The organism is Vibrio sp. QJM3NY_39, assembly GCF_057785895.1.
Map to the genome: position 1 here is coordinate 185,702 of NZ_CM173505.1, position 20,372 is coordinate 206,073.

Annotated in this window: 17 protein-coding genes; 14 read left to right on the forward strand and 3 right to left on the reverse strand. The window is 45.1% G+C overall.

Features of this window, described 5'->3' with window-relative positions; genetic code table 11:
• Nucleotides 1–20: 20 nt before the first annotated feature.
• A complete protein-coding gene (locus AC3CHU_RS00855) occupies nt 21–530 on the reverse strand; it encodes a CpxP family protein (protein WP_065207420.1) in 510 nt (169 codons plus the stop codon).
• A 179-nt stretch (nt 531–709) separates the two neighbouring features.
• Between AC3CHU_RS00855 and AC3CHU_RS00860 the strand changes: the two genes are divergently transcribed.
• The 4 genes from AC3CHU_RS00860 (at nt 710) to AC3CHU_RS00875 (ending at nt 4,029) form a co-directional block, all read left to right on the forward strand.
• Nucleotides 710–1,399, forward strand: a complete 690-nt coding sequence (locus AC3CHU_RS00860; RefSeq protein ID WP_114634079.1) for a response regulator — start codon at nt 710–712, stop codon at nt 1,397–1,399.
• Nucleotides 1,399–2,778, forward strand: a complete 1,380-nt coding sequence (cpxA, locus tag AC3CHU_RS00865) for an envelope stress sensor histidine kinase CpxA (RefSeq protein WP_054548232.1) — start codon at nt 1,399–1,401, stop codon at nt 2,776–2,778. Before AC3CHU_RS00860 ends, cpxA begins: the two co-directional genes overlap by 1 nt.
• 76 nt (nt 2,779–2,854) lie before the next feature.
• Nucleotides 2,855–3,472: a superoxide dismutase gene (locus AC3CHU_RS00870; RefSeq protein ID WP_488524944.1), complete on the forward strand. Its 618-nt coding sequence runs from the start codon at nt 2,855–2,857 to the stop codon at nt 3,470–3,472.
• Nucleotides 3,473–3,549: 77 nt separating this feature from the next.
• Entirely contained in the window at nt 3,550–4,029 is a 480-nt protein-coding gene (locus AC3CHU_RS00875) for a tRNA (cytidine(34)-2'-O)-methyltransferase (RefSeq protein ID WP_065207422.1), read from the forward strand.
• Between the two features lie 102 nt (nt 4,030–4,131).
• Here the strand turns inward: AC3CHU_RS00875 and AC3CHU_RS00880 are convergent, their stop codons facing one another.
• Nucleotides 4,132–5,325, reverse strand: coding sequence for an ISL3 family transposase (locus tag AC3CHU_RS00880; protein WP_488524945.1), 1,194 nt, complete (start codon nt 5,323–5,325; stop codon nt 4,132–4,134).
• Nucleotides 5,326–5,510: 185 nt separating this feature from the next.
• Nucleotides 5,511–6,035, reverse strand: coding sequence for an FxsA family protein (locus AC3CHU_RS00885; protein ID WP_004729712.1), 525 nt, complete (start codon nt 6,033–6,035; stop codon nt 5,511–5,513).
• A 284-nt stretch (nt 6,036–6,319) separates the two neighbouring features.
• Here AC3CHU_RS00885 and aspA point away from each other — a divergent pair, with 284 nt between their 5' ends.
• The 10 genes from aspA (at nt 6,320) to AC3CHU_RS00935 (ending at nt 20,164) form a co-directional block, all read left to right on the forward strand.
• Nucleotides 6,320–7,771 (forward strand): aspartate ammonia-lyase, encoded by a 1,452-nt coding sequence (gene aspA / locus AC3CHU_RS00890; RefSeq protein WP_004729713.1) that lies wholly within the window; start codon nt 6,320–6,322, stop codon nt 7,769–7,771.
• 181 nt (nt 7,772–7,952) lie between these two features.
• On the forward strand, nt 7,953–9,260 hold the full coding sequence (locus AC3CHU_RS00895; RefSeq protein WP_114634080.1) for an anaerobic C4-dicarboxylate transporter: 1,308 nt from the start codon (nt 7,953–7,955) through the stop codon (nt 9,258–9,260).
• A 542-nt stretch (nt 9,261–9,802) separates the two neighbouring features.
• Nucleotides 9,803–11,251, forward strand: a complete 1,449-nt coding sequence (locus AC3CHU_RS00900; protein ID WP_017077582.1) for a YfcC family protein — start codon at nt 9,803–9,805, stop codon at nt 11,249–11,251.
• A gap of 814 nt (nt 11,252–12,065) precedes the next feature.
• The gene (arcA, locus tag AC3CHU_RS00905; RefSeq protein WP_017088985.1) at nt 12,066–13,289 is read left to right on the forward strand and encodes an arginine deiminase; all 1,224 of its coding nucleotides are present in this window, start codon (nt 12,066–12,068) and stop codon (nt 13,287–13,289) included.
• A gap of 73 nt (nt 13,290–13,362) precedes the next feature.
• Nucleotides 13,363–14,274: a carbamate kinase gene (gene arcC / locus AC3CHU_RS00910; RefSeq protein WP_004729718.1), complete on the forward strand. Its 912-nt coding sequence runs from the start codon at nt 13,363–13,365 to the stop codon at nt 14,272–14,274.
• Between the two features lie 163 nt (nt 14,275–14,437).
• Nucleotides 14,438–15,448, forward strand: coding sequence for an ornithine carbamoyltransferase (locus AC3CHU_RS00915; protein WP_004729719.1), 1,011 nt, complete (start codon nt 14,438–14,440; stop codon nt 15,446–15,448).
• A 468-nt stretch (nt 15,449–15,916) separates the two neighbouring features.
• Nucleotides 15,917–16,846, forward strand: a complete 930-nt coding sequence (gene pyrB / locus AC3CHU_RS00920; protein ID WP_004729720.1) for an aspartate carbamoyltransferase — start codon at nt 15,917–15,919, stop codon at nt 16,844–16,846.
• A 15-nt stretch (nt 16,847–16,861) separates the two neighbouring features.
• Nucleotides 16,862–17,326 carry an aspartate carbamoyltransferase regulatory subunit gene (pyrI, locus tag AC3CHU_RS00925; RefSeq protein ID WP_004729721.1) on the forward strand — a complete coding sequence of 155 codons (465 nt, stop codon included), beginning with the start codon at nt 16,862–16,864 and terminating at the stop codon, nt 17,324–17,326.
• 326 nt (nt 17,327–17,652) lie between these two features.
• Nucleotides 17,653–18,141, forward strand: a complete 489-nt coding sequence (locus AC3CHU_RS00930; protein ID WP_004729722.1) for an arginine repressor — start codon at nt 17,653–17,655, stop codon at nt 18,139–18,141.
• Nucleotides 18,142–18,316: 175 nt separating this feature from the next.
• Nucleotides 18,317–20,164, forward strand: a complete 1,848-nt coding sequence (locus tag AC3CHU_RS00935; RefSeq protein WP_488524946.1) for a protein-disulfide reductase DsbD — start codon at nt 18,317–18,319, stop codon at nt 20,162–20,164.
• Nucleotides 20,165–20,372: the final 208 nt, after the last annotated feature.

Sequence of the window (20,372 nt, forward strand, 5' to 3'; positions counted from 1 at the left end):
CAGCTTTCTCAAGCCATGAATTACTTGTCTTTGTTCATGCGTTTTTCCATTTTGTCAGCACACTTCGCCATGCGCTCTTGTTGGATTTCTTTCAGCTGAGTCTTTTGCTCAGGTGTTAGTACGCTCATCATTTGGTGTTGCTTCTTAAGCATTGCTACGCGACGCTCTGTTTGCTTCTCAACCATTTGGCTTGCTAGGTCGTTTGCTGCAGCTTCATCAAAAGTATCAGCTAGAACTAGATCTTGAACTTTCTCGTGATGCGCTTTCATTTGCGCCATTTTATCTGCTTTGTTGCCTGAGTGTTTTGCTTTCATCTCAGCGCGGTTCGCTTCGCGCATCTCTTTTAGTTCTGTTTTTTGAGCATCCGTCAGGTCTAGTTGACGCATCACTTTCTTATCGAAGCCGCCACATTTACCGTGCATGCCTTTGTGGTCGCCTTTATCGCCGCCGCCATATGCGAATGCGCTTGCTGTACCTAACATTAGTGGAAGTGCCGCAGCTGCTAGTACAAGTTTCTTAGTCATTTTCATAATTGTTGCCTCAATTCGGTATAATAAGTCATGTGTTGCGTTTGTTTCTCAGCGCTTAGATATAGATTAGTCTTTCCCTCGTAAAGCGACGTTTAGAAAGCGTAAAGAATCGTAAAGAGTGAAAGTTGACGAATAATTAGCAGTATTATTAAAGTGAAATAACCAATTAAGGCTTCCCAATGGCGAACATTCTTCTTATTGATGACGACACCGAGTTAACCAGTTTACTTAAAGACATTCTGAGCTTTGAGGGCTTCACTGTTTCCGAAGCCAATGATGGCTATGCGGGGCTTGACGCTATCAATGATGAGGTTGATCTGATTCTTTTGGATGTGATGATGCCGCGCCTTAACGGTATGGAAACGCTAAAGAAATTGAGAGAGAACTGGGAAACACCGGTATTGATGCTGACTGCCAAAGGCGAAGAGATCGACCGTGTTATTGGCCTTGAACTTGGTGCAGATGATTACTTGCCAAAGCCGTTCAGTGACCGAGAACTGCTCGCTCGTATTCGTGCCATCTTACGTCGAACACAGACTAACACCGCGCCTAAATCAGCCAGCGACACCATTCAATACCAAGACATCGAAGTATTCCCTGGCAAACAAGAGGCTTACTGTAATGGACAGATTATCGATCTCACCACCACAGAATTCGCTTTGCTGAGCCATCTCATCCAAAACCCGGGACAAGTGATCACCAAAGAAGCACTGAGCTTGGATGTTTTAGGAAAAAGGCTGGCGGCGTTTGACCGCGCGATAGACATGCACATCTCCAATTTGCGCAAGAAGATTCCAGAACGCAGCGATGGTAAGTCTCGCATCAAAACCTTACGAGGCCGTGGCTACTTATTGGTAGAGGAAGATTAATGCGTATCCCTAAAATCACCAGCTTATATGGACGTATCTTTGCTATCTTTTGGTTCACCATGTTACTGGTGCTTTTGTCGGTGCTATCACTTCCTCATTTAGATCCACGTGTAGCACGTGATGTGCCCGCGGATCATCTAAATAAATTGGAGCGTATCGCTAAAATCACAGAGAAACGCTACGCCAAAGAACCTAATCTAGGCAAAATTGTTTTCCAACTTGAGGCACCACGTAGCCGCAAGGATTCTCGAGCTCGCATCTATTTAACCGACCTTGAAGGTGCTGTCCTTACGTCGAAAAGACATTCGGACTATAAACTTAAGGCGATTCGCAACTTTGTTACCTCTATTGATAACCCTGAAGTACCAAAACAGAAACTATACGGACACTACATGGTGGCAGGGCCAGTACCTATCACACTCGCTGGTGAAGAATTACTGATGTATGCCGGAGTAAAATGGAACCAACCACCGCCATTTTTGCTACGACTATTTGATAGACCTTTACAGCTGTTGCTTGCGGTAATGCTAGCAAGTACCCCGCTATTGCTATGGCTAGCTTGGGCATTGAGTCAACCCGCACGTAGGCTTGAACGCGCAGCGCAGCGTGTAGCAAAAGGGCAATTTGAGGTTGATCCAACACTTGAAAAAGGCACATCAGAATTCAGACAAGCGGGTGAAAGCTTTAACCAAATGGTGGAAGCGGTAAACCAGATGATTTCTGGGCAGCAGCGACTACTTTCTGATATCTCACACGAACTGCGCTCGCCATTGACTCGTCTACGCATGGCCAATGCACTGGCAATTCGTAAGCAAGGTGAGAGCCAAGAATTAGAACGTATTGATACCGAAGCGCAGCGTTTGGAACAAATGATCAGTGAGCTACTGACGCTATCTCGTATGCAGGTCGACAGCCACATCACTCGTGAGGTGCAACCTATCTCGAGCTTATGGGAAGAGATCTTAAAAGATGCAGAGTTTGAAGCTGAACAGATGGGTAAATTACTGACGTTTTCAGAGATCCCAGAACGTTCTATTTCAGGTAATCCTAAACTGCTGATGAGTGCCTTAGACAATATTACGCGCAATGCTATCTACTACGGTAAAGACCAAGTCGATGTGCAATTCCATGTTGTCCAAGATCAGCTGACGATTTGCGTCAATGACAACGGTGATGGTGTACCGGAGGATGAACTGGATTCTATCTTCAGACCTTTCTACCGAGTTTCAACGGCACGCGATCGTAATTCAGGTGGCACTGGGCTTGGCCTCACCATTACAGAAAGTGCGATTCGCCAACACAGCGGAACCATCACTGCAAGCCGTAGCCAGCTCGGTGGATTACAACTCGAAATCACCCTGCCAATCTTACCGGTATAATACCCCCACAAAGATCACAGTTGATAATAATTGTCATTATCATTATGGTAAATCCTCTAATTAAGGAGGATTTACCATGTCACACACTTTCCCTGCTTTACCCTACGCTTACGATGCTCTAGAACCTTACATTGATGCTAAGACGATGGAAGTGCATTACAGTAAGCACCATAGAACCTACTACGATAAGTTTGTTGCGGCTGTTTCTGGCAGCGAACTAGAGCAACAGTCTCTGACCGAGATCTTCGCTAACATTTCTCAGCACAGCCCAGCGGTTCGTAACAATGGTGGCGGTTACTACAATCACATCTTGTATTGGAACTGCATGTCGCAAGACGGTGGGGGTGAACCCACGGGCGAGCTTGGCAAGGCTATCAAAAGTACTTTCGGAGATTTCGAGACATTCCAAGATCAATTCGCTCAAGCGGCAATCAATACCTTTGGTTCAGGCTTCGCTTGGCTAGTGGTTGAAGAAGGACAACTGAAGATCATCTCGACTTCGAACCAAGACAACCCGTGGATGGATACGGTTGCCAGTAATGGCGAGCCCATTCTTGCACTCGATGTTTGGGAACACGCCTACTACATCAGCTACCAAAACCGTCGTCCTGATTACATCAATGCATGGTGGAACGTAGTGAATTGGAATGCGGTATCTGAAAACTACGCGCAGGCACTAGCGAACCAGGCCTAAGCTGAGGGTGGCGAACTGTACTCACTCAGCTTGCCACCGTATACTCTGGCTATCTTTGATTATTCTTGTGAACCAACATGTTTGATATCGCTCTATATGAACCAGAAATCGCGCCCAATACGGGTAACATCATCCGCCTATCAGCTAACTGCGGCGCAAACCTGCACCTTATCGAGCCGCTTGGTTTTGATTTCGAAGAGAAGAAAGTTCGTCGTGCGGGTTTAGATTATCACGACCTCGCACGAGTAAAGCGTCACAAGAATCTAGAAGCCTTCCTTGAGTATCTAGAGAATGAACGTGAGGGTGACTACCGTATCTTTGCTTGTACGACCAAGACCACTGGCCACCACGTTGATGCGAAATTCCAACAAGGTGATGTACTGATGTTTGGCCCAGAGTCTCGCGGTCTGCCTGCTGAATTCATCGAAAGTATGCCAATGGAGCAACGTATTCGTATTCCAATGATGCCAGAAGCACGCAGCTTGAACCTGTCTAACGCAGTGGCCATTATTGCGTTCGAAGCATGGCGACAAATGGGTTTTGAAGGCGCGATATAACCCAATCTCAGTAAATTAATCTCAGTAAATAACTGTTCACACGGCCTGTTATCTGTTCCTACTAGCAATCGTAAATAGCAGGTAACATGCAATAAAAAAGGTTCATCGCGGCTTTCCGGGGAAAGCCGCTTTTATCTTCAAGAAGAAGTAGTCTGTATCTCGATACCCATACCCCATTCGCTTGATTAACTTTATCTTGTTGTTTATCCCTTCCAGTGTGCAGGTGTTCAACGGATAACTTGCCGATGCGATAATGCCGTGAAGATAAGGACTCAGTTTTCGTGCGAACTCTTTCAATGGCTTAATTCCACTCTCTTGCACTTGTTCCCACCACGTGTCCCAGAGCCCCTTCGCGTGCCCTTCGGATTCACAATACCAAAGCTCTTTGAGTTGGGCTCCGAGTATATAAGTGGTCATTAAGTCCTTATTGATATTCAATATTTCAGTAAGATAGCTATCTTGACGTGTATTTAAGTTGCCTCTATTTTTCAGCAGTACCCACCGTGAGCGCTTCACCCATTGCCTCGCTTTTTTATCTTGCTTGAGTTTGTTGGCTTGGTCGACTCTGACTCTATCCATCACCTCGCGACCGAACTTAGCAACAACATGGAATAAGTCGTAAACGATTTTTGCGTTCGGGCAGTGCGCTTGAACTTCAAGGTCAAAAGCCGTATTCATGTCCATCGCTACTGCTTCGATATTTACCCCATTCTCGCCTAGCTGCTCGAAGAACGGCCGTATGTCCTTGCGGCTGCGGCCTAATCCAACCCAAATGACTTGATGAGTCTTCGCATCAGCGATGACGGTGGCATATCGATGCCCTTTAAAGATGGCGAACTCATCCATCACGAGCTGCTTTAGCTCACCCCATTTCACTGGCGGCACCACTTGTCGAAGTCGGCGTTTATCTATTTCTTTAATGGTGTGCCAATGAACGCCCGTAATTTGGGATATATGCTTAATGGGAAGCAGGGGTAGCAGTTGTTCTATATAGCTTTTTAGGCGCTTTGTTATACGAGCATAAGGCTCTAACCAAGAGAGAGGTTCTGTTTTTATGCCGCAGTCACGACACTTAATCCTTCGAGTTTGAACGGAAAGTTCAACAGGCACACCGAGCAACATGGCATCCTTTACGTGACGCCATTGATACTCATGGATAGCCTCGGCCTCAAGACCACAAAGGCATTTAGCCTCAGAGCTAGGTTTAAGAGTCAGGGTAATAAGTGATGCTGTCTGGAGAGACTTTACTATTTGAAAGCCTTCCCAGAATGAAGATAGGAAAGTATGATTCGGCATAGAAACGGTAGTTTGTGTATGATTTTTGTTTGGCGACTAAACCATATCACTTACTACCGTTTTTGTTTTTAGTTCCCGCTAATCCGCGATGAACCATAAAAAAGGCTCTTACCATTATCACTTTCTTGCGAAGGATAACGGTAAGAGCCTTTTCTGTTTGTCTCTCTATATAAAGAGACAAACCATTAATTTAAGCGGTTACGATCGTTGTCGTCGTCTTTCTTCTCAAACTCACCCTCAAAGGTGTTGCCGTCTTTTGATTGGTCAGATGGACCTGAATTGAATGGGTCTTGTCCAAATGGGCTCTGGCCAAAACCAGCTTGTCCACCCGCATGAAAACCACCAGACATATTGGTCACCACCATTTTTTCCATCATTTTCTTGGCAATCATCGCTCTTGGTGCTGGTAACAATACCAACATACCGAGTGCGTCCGTCATAAAGCCCGGAGTCAGCAGCAATACGCCTGCAACCGCAAGCATCACGCCTTCAAGAATCTGTTGTGCTGGCATTTCGCCTTGTTGCAACCGACCTTGAACAGACATAAGTGTCTGAATGCCTTGGCTACGAACCAGCGATGCACCCACAAATGCAGTGATCAAAACCAACGCGATAGTTGGCCACAATCCTAAGAAGCCACCAACTTGAATAAATAGCCCAATCTCAATGATGGGTACGAAGATAAAGAGTAATAATAAGATAGGAAACACACGCCCTCCTTTGTTACGTCCAGTTTACGCTGAAAGCCCTACCAATCTCAAATTTATCCTGTAAATAAGCGTGTTTATTGACCCGGAATAAGTTTGCTAAATATTGACGAAACAAAAACGAAAAAGGTGATCAACTTAATATTTTTATGCGCTAAGTACAGTATCATGTGCCACATAAGTCAGGACGGATTTATCAGCCCAATATTCTAGCGAACGGAGTATTTGCACACAGAATAGGCTAATAACTAACTATATAATCAGAATAATTCTCTAAGGATCCTGTTATGGCTACTCAATCAGAAGCTCAAGTTGAAGCTCCTCAAGCTACTCGTCTCGAAGAAGATCTATTAGGTCAACGTCATGTTCCGGCTGATGCTTACTACGGCATCCACACTCTACGCGCAGTTGAAAACTTCAACATCTCAAATGTAACGATCTCAGATGTACCTGAATTCGTTCGCGGTATGGTGATGACAAAGAAAGCAGCGGCTTTAGCAAACAAAGAGTTAGGTGTAATTCCAAGCGAAGTGGCTAAATACATCATCGAAGCTTGTGACCTCATTCTCGACACCGGTAAGTGCATGGATCAGTTCCCATCGGACGTTTTCCAAGGTGGTGCTGGTACTTCTGTAAACATGAATGCTAACGAAGTTGTGGCAAACGTGGCACTTGAACTTATGGGCAAAGAAAAAGGCCAATATGAGTTCATCAACCCGAATGACCATGTTAACCGCAGCCAATCAACTAACTGTGCTTACCCAACTGGTTTCCGTATCTCTGTGTACAACAGCGTTCGTAAACTGATTGACGCTATCGAATACCTAAAAGGTGCATTTGAGCTTAAGAGCCAAGAATTCAACACAATTTTGAAGATGGGTCGTACTCAACTTCAAGATGCTGTGCCTATGACGGTTGGCCAAGAGTTCCACGCTTGGGCTGTAACCATCAATGAAGAAATCAAAAACCTAGAATACACTTCAAAGCTTCTTCTTGAAGTTAACCTAGGCGCAACAGCTATCGGTACTGGTCTGAACGCAGCACCGGGTTACCAAGGCCTAGCAGTTAAGCACCTAGCAGAAGTAACTGGCTTAGAGTGTGTAGCGGCTGAAGATCTTATCGAAGCAACGTCTGACTGTGGCGCATACGTAATGACGCACGGTGCACTTAAACGTCTAGCGGTTAAACTGTCTAAGATCTGTAACGACTTACGTCTTCTTTCTTCAGGCCCACGTACTGGCTTCAACGAGCTAAACCTACCGGAACTGCAAGCGGGTTCTTCAATCATGCCTGCTAAAGTAAACCCAGTTGTACCTGAAGTAGTAAACCAAGTTTGCTTTAAAGTTCTAGGTAACGACAACACGGTTTCTTTCGCAGCAGAAGGCGGTCAACTTCAATTGAACGTAATGGAACCTGTTATCGCACAAAGCATGTTTGAGTCTTTAGATATCCTAACAAATGCATGTGTGAACCTACGCGACAAGTGTGTAGACGGCATTACTGTGAACAAAGAAGTATGTGAATCTCACGTATTTAACTCTATCGGTATCGTAACTTACCTAAACCCATACATTGGCCACCACGAAGGTGACATCGTTGGTAAGATTTGTGCGGAAACAGGTAAGAGTGTTCGTGATGTAGTTCTAGAGCGCGGTTTATTGAGCGAAGAAGAACTTGATGACATTTTCTCTGTTGAAAATCTGATGCATCCTCAGTATAAAGCTAAACGCTACGAATAACGGTAGCGAGAAAGGGCTCCAAACGGAGCCCTTTTTTAGGCTCCAATACGGTTAACCCTGCTGATCTTGTGGATTTCCGTTAGTTGCGTTTTTGCTTAATTAAACCTAAACCATAGAACTATTATGTGAACATTCCAGTGGCGAATGTTCACATAATAAAATCTAAAATGAGGTGTTACTTATGATTGCAGTAGAACTATTTGTCGTCCTGCTCTTTATCTTTTTGGGGGCCAGAATTGGCGGTATCGGTATTGGTTTTGCCGGTGGTGCTGGTGTTATTGCCCTTTCATTAATTCTTGGTGTTCCAACAAGCCAATCTTTTATCCCGGTCGATGTAATTTTGATCATCATGTCGGTTATCACCGCAATTGCAGCAATGCAGGTTGCTGGCGGTATGGACTGGTTGGTACAAATTGCAGAAAACTTCTTGCGTAAACACCCTGAACGCATCACCTTTTACGCGCCGATTGTGACCTTTGTAATGACACTAATGGCGGGTACTGGTCACACAGCATTCTCTACGCTGCCTGTTATTGCAGAAGTAGCAAAAGGCCAAGGTGTTCGTCCTTCTCGTCCACTGTCTATCGCAGTTGTAGCCTCTCAAATTGCGATCACAGCTTCGCCTATTTCGGCAGCCGTTGTGGCTTTCGCAGCGATGCTTGCACCCTTTGGTGTCGATTACCTAACGCTATTGATGGTTTGTATTCCAACAACCTTCATCGCTTGTATGGTTGGTGCGGTTGTCGCGAACTACATGGGCAGCGAACTGAAAGACGATCCTGTTTACCAAGAGCGTCTAGAGAAAGGTCTAATCAAGCTAGCAACAGAAGAGAAACGCGAAATTCTACCAACAGCGAAGAAAGCGACTTACATCTTCCTTGCGGCGATTGGTTTTGTTGTTTGCTACGCAGCCGCTATCTCTAGCTCTGTTGGCCTAATTGAAAACCCAGCACTGGGCCGTAATGAAGCGATCATGTCTGTGATGCTGGCAGCAGCAGCGGCAATCGTGATGTTCACTAAGATTGATGCAGCGAAGATTTCTTCGGCTCCAACATTCCGTTCAGGTATGACAGCGTGTGTTTGTGTACTGGGTGTGGCTTGGTTAGGTTCAACGTTTGTGAATGCACACGTTGCTGAAATCAAAGACGTTGCTGGTGCTCTACTGGCTGACTACCCTTGGATGCTGGCTCTTGTTCTGTTCTTCGCTTCTATGCTGCTTTACTCTCAAGGCGCAACAACGGTTGCACTGATGCCTGCAGCTCTAGCGATTGGCGTAGCACCACTAACAGCCGTAGCTTCTTTTGCTGCGGTAAGTGCACTGTTCGTACTTCCAACTTACCCTACGCTACTGGCAGCGGTTGAGATGGATGACACAGGTTCAACTCGTATTGGTAAGTACGTATTTAACCACCCATTCTTCATTCCTGGTGTGGCAACAATCAGTACAGCGGTAGCACTCGGCTTCGCATTCGGCGGTCTGTTTATCTAACACTCGCTGGAAAACCAAACCTAAAAGGAAGCTTCGGCTTCCTTTTTTCTTTTCTGCACAATGTGTTTATTTGATACGTATCAAATAAACATTATAAACCTAAAAACCCGAACAAAAATAAAGTTTGAATAAAATTCCAATAATATTCACGCCACTCATTAACAATGCCTGCCAACGCAACCATCCCTTGTTTCTCTCTAATTCACATCGAATATTAATCCAAGCTAACTAACCAAAAAACCTTGCTCTTTTTCTAACGTTTTTCAGCCTATTCATTGGTCACTATTTTTGTGAACAATACCAAACTTAAATGGCGACGTAAGGAATAAAATAACCGCAGTTAAATTAAATCTAAATTCATTTGGATATATAAATATAAAGATACTTATATTTAAAGTCGGCAACGTCATATAGATGACCGCTCTATAAGGGCAATAATTTTATATCGTTGAATGCTTTATAAATATCACTGTATTTACAATCTATAAACATTAGTCGCTAATTCACGTCAATTCTATTTAGGATGATGTAAGGAGATAGCCATGACGACTCAGACGATACCAAGCGAGAAAAAAAAGGGCGGCTTCTTTGCCAACTTTAAATTCCCTTCTGCCTACACCATTCTATTTATTCTAATTGCATTCGTAGCCCTGCTTACCTGGGTTGTTCCAGCAGGCCAATACGACCGAGCAATGAATGAAGAGCTAGGTCGAGAAGTTCCCGTAACCGGAACCTATCAAGCCGTAGAAGGTAACCCTCAAGGCGTGATTGACGTACTACTCGCACCTATTGACGGTTTCTACGACCACAATAGCTATGAAGCTGCAGCAATCGATGTTTCGCTGTTCATCTTAATCATTGGTGGCTTCTTAGGGCTAGTAACCAAAACTGGCGCCATCGATGCCGGTATCGAACGCGTCACCGCCCGCCTAGAAGGGCGAGAAGAGTTGATGATACCGATACTGATGGCATTGTTTGCTGCTGGCGGTACCGTCTACGGCATGGCGGAAGAATCACTGCCATTCTATACGCTGCTAGTACCTGTAATGATGGCCGCTCGCTTTGACCCTCTTGTTGCCGCTGCGACCGTACTGCTTGGCGCAGGGATTGGGGTGCTAGGGTCAACGATTAACCCATTCGCAACCGTGATCGCTGCCAACGCCTCTGGTATCCCATTTACTGACGGTATCGTGCTGCGTATTGCCATGCTCGTTATTGGTTGGATAATTTGTGTTGCCTACGTCATGCGTTACGCAAGAATGGTTCAAGCTGACCCAACAACTTCGATTGTCTACGACAAATACGAAGAGAACAAAGCGCACTTCCTTGGTAACGCGAGCGACGAAAAACTTGATTTCACCACAACGCGTAAATTAATCCTCACTATTTTCGGTGGCTCTTTCGCTGTGATGATTTACGGTGTATCGGTTGCTGGCTGGTGGATGGCTGAGATCTCCGCGATGTTCTTAGCGGCGACCATCATCGTCGGTATTGTGGCTCGCATGAGCGAAGAAGAGTTTACCACTAGCTTCATTGATGGTGCCCGCGACCTACTTGGTGTAGCGCTTATCATTGGTATCGCGCGTGGTATCGTGGTCGTGATGGACCGCGGTATGATCACCGATACGATTCTGTTCTCTGCAGAACAAATGGTAACGGGGCTTTCTTCAGTTATCTTTATTAACGTGATGTTCTTCTTAGAGATTTTACTGTCGTTCTTAGTACCATCAACGTCTGGTTTAGCCGTACTCACCATGCCAATCATGGCACCACTGGCCGACTTTGCTGGCGTAGGTCGTGACCTTGTGATCACCGCTTACCAATCGGCATCTGGCTTGGTGAATCTAATCACCCCGACCTCTGCGGTAGTAATGGGTGGCTTGGCGATTGCCCGCGTCCCTTATGTTCGCTGGGTTAAATGGGTAATGCCATTAGTCGGTATCTTAATGGTGTTCTGCATCGTTGTACTAAGTATTGGTGCGCTTATCTAACTTAAAGCACTTCACTCCGTTCTCATCCAAAGCCGCTTCCATAGCGGCTTTTTTTATTGCTATCTAATCCAACTCCAACCCAATCACCAAAACAACCTGCCGAGGTGCACACGCTTCATTTAACGCCTCTCTATGACCTATCTCAGTAGCAAAGCTTAAACAAGCAAAAACCACTTGCGACAAAGAGTAAGCCAACGTTTAAATATCAACATTAAGGCTAATAAAACGCCAACTATTCTTCGCTCTTATATTTATAAAAATATTTAGTCATTTATTAGCGTTAATTATATTTAAAGTAATTCACTCCGTAATAACCAAAGAGGAAATAGTAGTGATTTTTATAGAAAACCGCCTTAAAAAGCCCAATTATAAAGTGTGACCACAATAGCTTTATTCGCATTTAAATTGTTAAATAATAATTAATTCTACGTGCAAAATTAAATATATAAATACTAACATTGCATACTTCCAATCTAAGCTCATTCTTATCAATAAAACCATTTTGCATATAATCCCTCACAAATTGGATTCTAACTAGGCGAATGAAAAAAGCATGCATAATATTCCCAAGGAGTTAACTATTTAGAAAAGGCCAGCAATAGTTGAAAGTGCATAAAGTTTGTTAAAACCCTTGATTTTAAAGGGCTTCGGGATAAAAAACGATTTGTGATAGATCTCTAAGAATACCTGACTAGCAGGCGTAATATTAATTCCAGACAAGAGATATGAATAAAACAATTCATTCTTCTCAACTGAAAATAAATAATTACTCTTAGCGATAAAAGTAATTCAAATATATAAGAGAGAGACGATCATGAGTAAGTTCTATGTAGGTTCTGAAATAGGTCAATTACGCCGCGTTCTAGTTCACCGTCCAAGACGCGCACTGACTCACCTAACACCCTCTAACTGTCACGATTTGCTGTTTGATGACGTACTGGCTGTTGAGCGTGCAGGTAAAGAGCATGACGCATTTACTCAAACGCTACGTGATCAAGGTGTTGAGGTTCTTCTTCTTACTGACTTGCTAGCCGACACACTAGCGGTGTCAGAAGCGAAAGATTGGCTACTAAGCTGCCAAGTATCTGATTACCGCTTGGGTAAAACATTCGCCAATGATGTGCGCTGCTACTTGGGCGACTTACCAAACCTAGAGCTAGCAAAAATTCTAACGGGCGGTTTGTCTTACGCTGAGATGCCAATGAAATCATCTTCAATGATGCAAGGCATGCACGCACCAACCGACTTCATTATCGAGCCTCTACCAAACCACCTATTTACTCGCGACACATCTTGCTGGGTATACGGCGGTGTATCTATCAACCCAATGGCGAAACCAGCTCGTCAACGTGAAACAAACCACGTTCGCGCTATTTACCGCTGGCACCCAACATTCGCAGGCCAAGACTTCATTAAATACTTCGGCGATGAAGAAAAAATCAATTACGACAACTCTACGATTGAAGGTGGTGACGTTCTTGTACTTGGTCGTGGCGCGGTTCTTATCGGTATGTCTGAACGTACAACAGCACAAGGTGTTGAACACTTAGCATCTAGCCTATTCAAACACGGTCAAGCGACACAAGTTATCGCAATGCAGCTACCAAAACACCGCTCTTGCATGCACTTAGACACCGTAATGACTCACATGAACGAAGATACGTTCTCTGTTTACCCTGAAGTGGTAAGTAAAGACGTGCAGTGCTGGAACCTAACTGGCGATGAGTCTGGCGCTGTAAAAGTGAAAGAAGAAGGCTACTTCGTAACAGCTATCGAAAAAGCTCTTGGCGTAGACAAGCTAAACCTAATCACAACCGGTGGCGACAACTTCCATGCAGAACGTGAACAGTGGAACGATGCAAACAACGTTCTAACGGTTAAACCTGGCGTCGTTATTGGCTACGAGGGCAACACCTACACCAACGAAAAATACGACAAAGCAGGCATCACAGTTCTTCCAATTCCAGGAGACGAACTTGGTCGCGGTCGCGGTGGCGCACGCTGCATGAGCTGCCCAATTGAGCGTGATGGTATCTAATCACTAAGACGAAAACGGCCAAGTTGAACGATCTTAAATAATCTCAACTTGGCCAAAATGAGAGAACACAATTATGACTAAGCAAACTGTTGTTGTTGCACTCGGCGGTAACGCCCTACTTCGTCGCGGTGAGCCGTTAGAAGCCGATGTTCAACGCCGTAATATTGAAACCGCGGTTAAAACCATCTCTGAAATCGCGAAAGTGTACAACGTGGTTCTAGTACACGGTAATGGCCCACAAGTTGGTTTACTTGCTCTGCAAGGTTTGGAATACAAAAAAGTAAACCCGTATCCGCTGGATGTATTGGGCAGTGAAACTCAAGGCATGATCGGCTACATGCTGATGCAAGAGTTCAAGAACTACCTGCCTGACCGCAACATCTCGTGCATGTTGACTCAAATGACGGTTGATCCAAACGATCCAGCATTTGCGGATCCAACAAAGCCGATTGGTCCTATCTACGAAGAAGCAGAAGCGCGTGAATTAGCGGAGAAATTCCACTGGATAGTAAAACCTGACGGCCAACATTTCCGTCGCGTGGTACCAAGCCCACGCCCTACCGGCATTGTTGAGCACGAAGCGATCACACAGCTTATCGATGCGGGTCACCTAGTAATTTGTACTGGCGGTGGTGGCATCCCAGTGAAAAAAGAGAATGGCAAATTAGTGGGTGTTGAAGCGGTTATCGACAAAGACATGTCAGCGGCTTTCTTGGCGAAACAACTGGATGCGGATGCGCTGCTTATTTTGACCGATGCTGAGGCTGTGTACCTTGATTGGGGCAAGCCAACTCAACACGCACTGCGCAGCACCACACCAAGCGAATTGGCGAAGTTCACATTTGATGCAGGCTCGATGGGGCCAAAAATTGAAGCATCGTGCGAATTCATTCAGCAAGGCGGCAAAGTAGTGGGTATCGGTGCACTCGAAGATGGTTTGCAAATCCTGCAAGGCCAAGCGGGCACCAATATCACCAAAGGTTAACGCACTAGCGAGCTTTATCATCTTGAAAAACTTAAAGCTTGCGAAAACAGAATTAAACGAAACAAACAGAACCGAACAAATTTAACTAAAAAATTGAATCGCGCTTTCTTGAATTTTCTTTCCCTGTAACAAGAAAGCGCCTAAATCTAAGAAGGAATACATCATGGCTTTTAACCTACGCAATCGTAACTTCCTAAAACTACTAGATTTCACTCCACGCGAAATTCAACACTTGTTAGATCTTTCTATGGAGCTAAAAAAAGCGAAGTACAACGGTTACGAACAGCCAACACTGACTGGCAAAAACATTGCGCTTATCTTTGAGAAAACCTCCACTCGTACTCGCTGTGCATTTGAAGTTGCCGCATTCGACCAAGGTGCTCGAGTGTCTTACTTAGGCCCATCTGGCTCTCAAATTGGCCACAAAGAATCAATGAAAGATACCGCTCGCGTTCTTGGCCGTATGTACGATGGCATTGAATACCGCGGCTTCGGTCAAGAAATCGTTGAAGAGCTAGGCGCTTACGCAGGTGTACCGGTATGGAATGGTCTGACTGACGAATTCCACCCAACACAGATCCTTGCTGACTTCCTAACTATGACGGAATACGGCCGTGGTAAACAACTGCATGAAATCAGCTTTGCTTACCTAGGTGATGCTCGCAACAACATGGGCAACTCTCTAATGGTTGGCGCGGCGAAAATGGGCATGGACATTCGCCTTGTTGCTCCAAAACAATTCTGGCCACAAGAAGAGCTATTGGCTCAATGTCGTGAAATCGCAGAACACACTGGCGGCAAAATTACGCTAACAGAAGATGTTCAAGAAGGCGTGCAAGGTTGTGACTTCCTATACACCGACGTTTGGGTATCCATGGGCGAAGCGAAAGAAGCATGGGCTGAGCGCATTAACCTAATGATGCCTTACCAAGTCAACATGGACATGATCAAAGCGACAGGCAACCCACATGTGAAATTCATGCACTGCCTACCGGCTTTCCACGGCGAAGATACCACAGTAGGCAAACAGCTTGCTGCTGAATATCCGCAGCTTAAAGATGGCGTAGAAGTGACCGATGAAGTGGTCGAGTCTGAATACTCTATAGTGTTCGATGAAGCAGAAAACCGCATGCATACCATCAAAGCAGTAATGGTTGCGACATTAGGCAGCTAAGCAATTAAGAAGTTAAGCACTCACTTGTTCGCAAGACGTTAATAAGTTAGGTGCAATGACAGGGAAATGCGGGTGGCGTTCTTGGGATTTTGACCTTGGATAAAGCTCGCATTTTTTTTCATGTAGTTGAATAGATTATTACCTAAAAAAGCCTGAGATTCTCAGTTCCAACAAAGGCTTAAACGGAAGCTTAAAACGGACGTTATTTCGCATAAAAATCCATTAAATGAATACTTTACAGAAAGTATTGCATGGACTTTTTATCTGAGTATAATCCTCCGCAATTTGTCTTAAGAGAGCAAAAAATGAACCGCAATTTTGTCGCACATGATTGTCAACCAATACGCCTTAGAATGGCGTTGGTGTCATTTTTATTTTGCTCTATTGATCGTTTCGAAGCCTCCTATTTTTAGGGGGCTTTTTTTTGTCCGCAATTTGACTGTATGCATAGAAAAAGGAAGACCCGTTATGGCGCATTCGTTATTTAACAAGCACATCATCTCCATTCCAGAACTCTCTCGTGATGAACTGGAGCTTATCGTCGATACTGCCGCAAGACTCAAAGCAGAGCCAAATCCAGAGCTGCTGAAAAATAAGGTTGTCGCGAGTTGCTTCTTTGAACCTTCAACTCGAACTCGCCTTTCATTTGAAACCGCAGTTCAACGCCTTGGCGGCACCGTCATCGGCTTTGATAATGGCGGAAACACATCACTGGCTAAGAAAGGCGAAACACTTGCCGATTCGGTGCAGGTCATTTCTTCTTACGTTGATGCCTTTGTGATGCGTCACCCGCAAGAAGGCGCAGCACGTTTAGCCTCTGAATTTTCTAACGGTGTGCCAATTGTGAATGGTGGCGACGGTGCGAACCAACACCCAACGCAGACCTTGTTGGATCTGTTCTCGATTTACGAAACGCAAGGCACGCTCGATAACCTCAATGTGGCATTCGTTGGCGACCTAAAATATGGCCGTACCGTGCACTCATTGACGCAAGCATTATCAAAATTCAATAACGTGCGTTTCTTCTTTATCGCGCCAGAAGTGTTAGCGATGCCAGATTACATCTGTGAAGAACTAGAAGAGATGGGTATCCAATACAGCACCCACAGCAGCATTGAAGAAGTGGTGCCTGAACTGGATGTGCTGTACATGACTCGCGTACAGAAAGAGCGCTTTGATGCGTCGGAATACGCACACATGAAATCGGCTTACATTCTGACGGCCGATACGCTGAAAGACGCTCGTCAAAACATGAAGGTACTTCACCCACTGCCACGCGTCGACGAAATCACAACTGACGTCGATAAAACGCCACACGCTTACTACTTCGAACAAGCCGAAAACGGTGTGTATGCACGTGAAGCTTTATTAGCCCTAGTTCTAAACGACACTTTATAAGCAGGAGATACAGTCATGGTTAAACAAACTCAGCTACAAGTAGAAGCGATCCGTAACGGCAGCGTCATTGACCACATCCCTGCTCATCTTGGGATTAAAATTCTCAAACTGTTCAAGCTGCATAAAACAGAGCAACGCATCACGATGGGGTTAAACCTGCCATCATCAGCGCTCGGCAATAAAGACCTAATCAAGATTGAGAACATCTTTCTGACCAAGGAACAAGCTAACCAATTGGCTCTGTACGCTCCACAAGCGACAGTGAATCAGATTGAAGAGTACAAAGTGGTCAACAAGCTCACACTTGTGCTGCCAGAACAAATCAACAGTGTGTTCGCCTGCCCAAATAGCAACTGTATTTCACACGGTGAACCTGTCGAAAGTAGCTTTAAAGTGCAGCTAAAACACGAAAACGTACAGCTAAAATGTCACTACTGTGAAAAAGTATTCTCTCGCGAGATCATGAGTGAAATTCGCTAACCCTTAGCACTATTACCTCCGCAACAAAAACCCTTCATAACTTATGGATATTTATTCCCAACGCGGAATAAATATCCACTTAACCAAAGAATAAAACTCCACAATAAAAGCAATTAACCAGAATTTTGTTTGGTGATCGCCTTCAAAAAGATAACTATCCTTTAGTGGTAGACTCAATGCATAGATGATCATACATCTCGCATACCCTCCCTCTTATTTCGGGGTTCATCGGTAAGCCCTAATTAACAATCGTACTCTACGGCTTTGGGAGTGCGTTCTGCGCTATGGACAAGCGATATCAACACGTTGACCTTAAGGAGTTGTTCATGAACCAAATCACTGAGCACGGTTGCTTGTATTCAGCTGAAGATAAAACACTGACTGCCGCGTGCAAACGCTTACTACAACAGCAAAGCTTCTCGACCCAGAACCAACTGCGCGAGAAACTCGTCGACATTGGCTATACAGGTATCAGTCAATCGACCGTCTCTCGCATTTTGTCACAGCTTGGCGTTGTCAAAATTCAGAATGCCTGTGGTAAAAAGGTTTACTGCATCACGGTTGAAAGCGCGCCTGTGCGTGTCGATGCCTCAATCTCATCACAAATCGAATTAATTACTCACAACCAAGCGATGGTGATCGTAAAAACAAACCCTGGTTGCGCACAGTTGGTCGCAAGATTAGTCGATATCGACCCACATACCGAGATTATCGGTACGGTTGGCGGCAATGACACCGTGCTAATTATCCCGAAAGACACGATGAATATCGATGCTTGTGAACAAGTAGTCAGAGCACGCTTAGGTGTTGCCTAAATGTCTTATTGGCAAGGGCTGTTCACTGCAATTGCGCAGCTAACCCTCTCTCGACTGCCTAAGAAAGTGGCTCACCCGCCCTAGCGGATATTTGCTGGTCGATGAAACTAATCACAAACTATTACGGTCTGATTGAGTTAAGATACCTTCAACTCCATTTTGATGACTAAATAGTATGCGACGACTTGCCACATTACTTTTTGTTTGTGTTTCCCTGTTCACCCAGCCTGCGTGGGCGCTTTTTGGAAACGACAACGCCGAGCCAAGCTTCGGAGGCAATAACAACGGTTTTGTCCCTGTAGACCAAGCTTTCCCTTTCAATTACTACCAGCAAGACGGCAAGGTCCTTCTCGATTGGCAAGTAAAAGAGGGCTACTACCTCTATCAACATAGCCTCTCGTTCACTGGCCAAAATCTCGCTATCGGCAATGTTGAAATGGAAGATGGCCAACCACACCAAGATGAATTCTTTGGTGAGGTGAGTATTTATACCCAGCCGTTATTCGTGCAAGTTCCGCTACAGAGTTACCAAGATGGCTCACAGCTGATCGTTAAGTATCAAGGTTGTGCCGATGCTGGTTTTTGCTACCCACCAGAAATTCGAGTAATCGACATTGAACCGTTTACAGCAACAGGTTCTCCTAATTCGCAAGGTAGTGACTCACAAGCTTCATCTTCTGCTAGCAACGAGACCGATGTTTCTACGCAACCAACGTCTCCGAAAGCAGACGTTGTAAGTAACACGACTCAACAGCCAAATGCCCCAGTTTCAAAAGAAGCAGGCTTAGCCGATAAGCTCGGTGACAGTTGGTGGACCCCTCTATTATTCTTAGCACTCGGTGTTGGTTTAGCCTTTACGCCGTGTGTACTGCCTATGTATCCGATTCTAACGGGTATCGTTTTAGGTGGCGGCAAGCTCAGCCAAGGTCGTGCGCTGATGTTGTCGTTCATCTACGTGCAAGGCATGGCGCTGACTTACACCTTATTAGGTTTAGTGGTTGCTTCAGCAGGCATGCAGTTCCAAGCGGCCATGCAACACCCTTACGTACTGATCGCACTGAGTGTTTTGTTCGTGACGTTGGCGATGTCGATGTTCGGCGTTTATAACCTACAACTACCAAGCAGTATCCAAACCTGGCTCAACAATCAAAGCAACAAACAACAAGGTGGTAATACCTTGGGCGTGTTCGCGATGGGCGCTATCTCGGGCTTGGTGTGTTCACCTTGTACCACCGCACCACTGTCAGGTGCGCTGCTGTATGTCGCTCAAAGTGGTGACCTATTAACGGGTGCGATTGCTCTGTATGCGTTAGCGATGGGTATGGGTATCCCGCTGATCTTAGTTGCGGTATTTGGTAATAAGCTACTGCCAAAAGCAGGCAGCTGGATGGACAAGGTAAAAATCGTATTCGGTTTTATCTTGCTAGCAGCGCCAATCTTCCTACTAGAGCGTATCATCCCTGAGTTGTGGGCAACGGTGCTTTGGTCTGGCCTTGGTTTCATCGCCTTTGGTTGGCTTTACCACAGCAAGAATGCACTGCCATTCGGCGGCTGGAAACAGAGCGCTGTTGGTATCATCGCGATGCTCGGCCTATTCGCTTCTGCGCAACCTGCGTTGAATTACTGGTTTGCGGAAAAAAGCGTGGTGGTTGAACAGCAAATCCAATTTGCACGCGTCAACACGGTTGAAGAGTTAGAAATCCAGCTCATCGAAGCCAAGAAACTCGGCAAGCCAGTGATGCTCGATTTCTACGCCGATTGGTGTGTGGCCTGTAAAGAGTTTGAGAAGTACACCTTCCATCAAGCTGATGTTGAGAACAAGCTTTCTGATTTCGTCCTGCTTCAGGCTGATGTAACGAGAAACATGCCTCAAGACATTGAACTGCTTAAACAATTACAGGTACTTGGCTTACCAACCATAGAGTTCTGGGATGGCGAGGGTAACCATGTTCCAAATGCTCGTGTCACTGGTTTTATGCCTGCAGATGTATTCTTAAAACACATGCAAGACCACCAGCTATAACGGTAATATTCACCGGAATATCCGCCTAAACGAAAGCCGCACCGCCCCTCAGTAACGAGATGGCAGTGCGGCTTTTTTGCTATTCAGAGTAACGCTTTCTTATTCTGGGGATAAAAGTCGATATGGTTCAGACTTTTAATGCATAGATATTGTCCACATACTCAATCAGGATGATAATAAATATTAACTAAATTGTTAAAAGTATGAA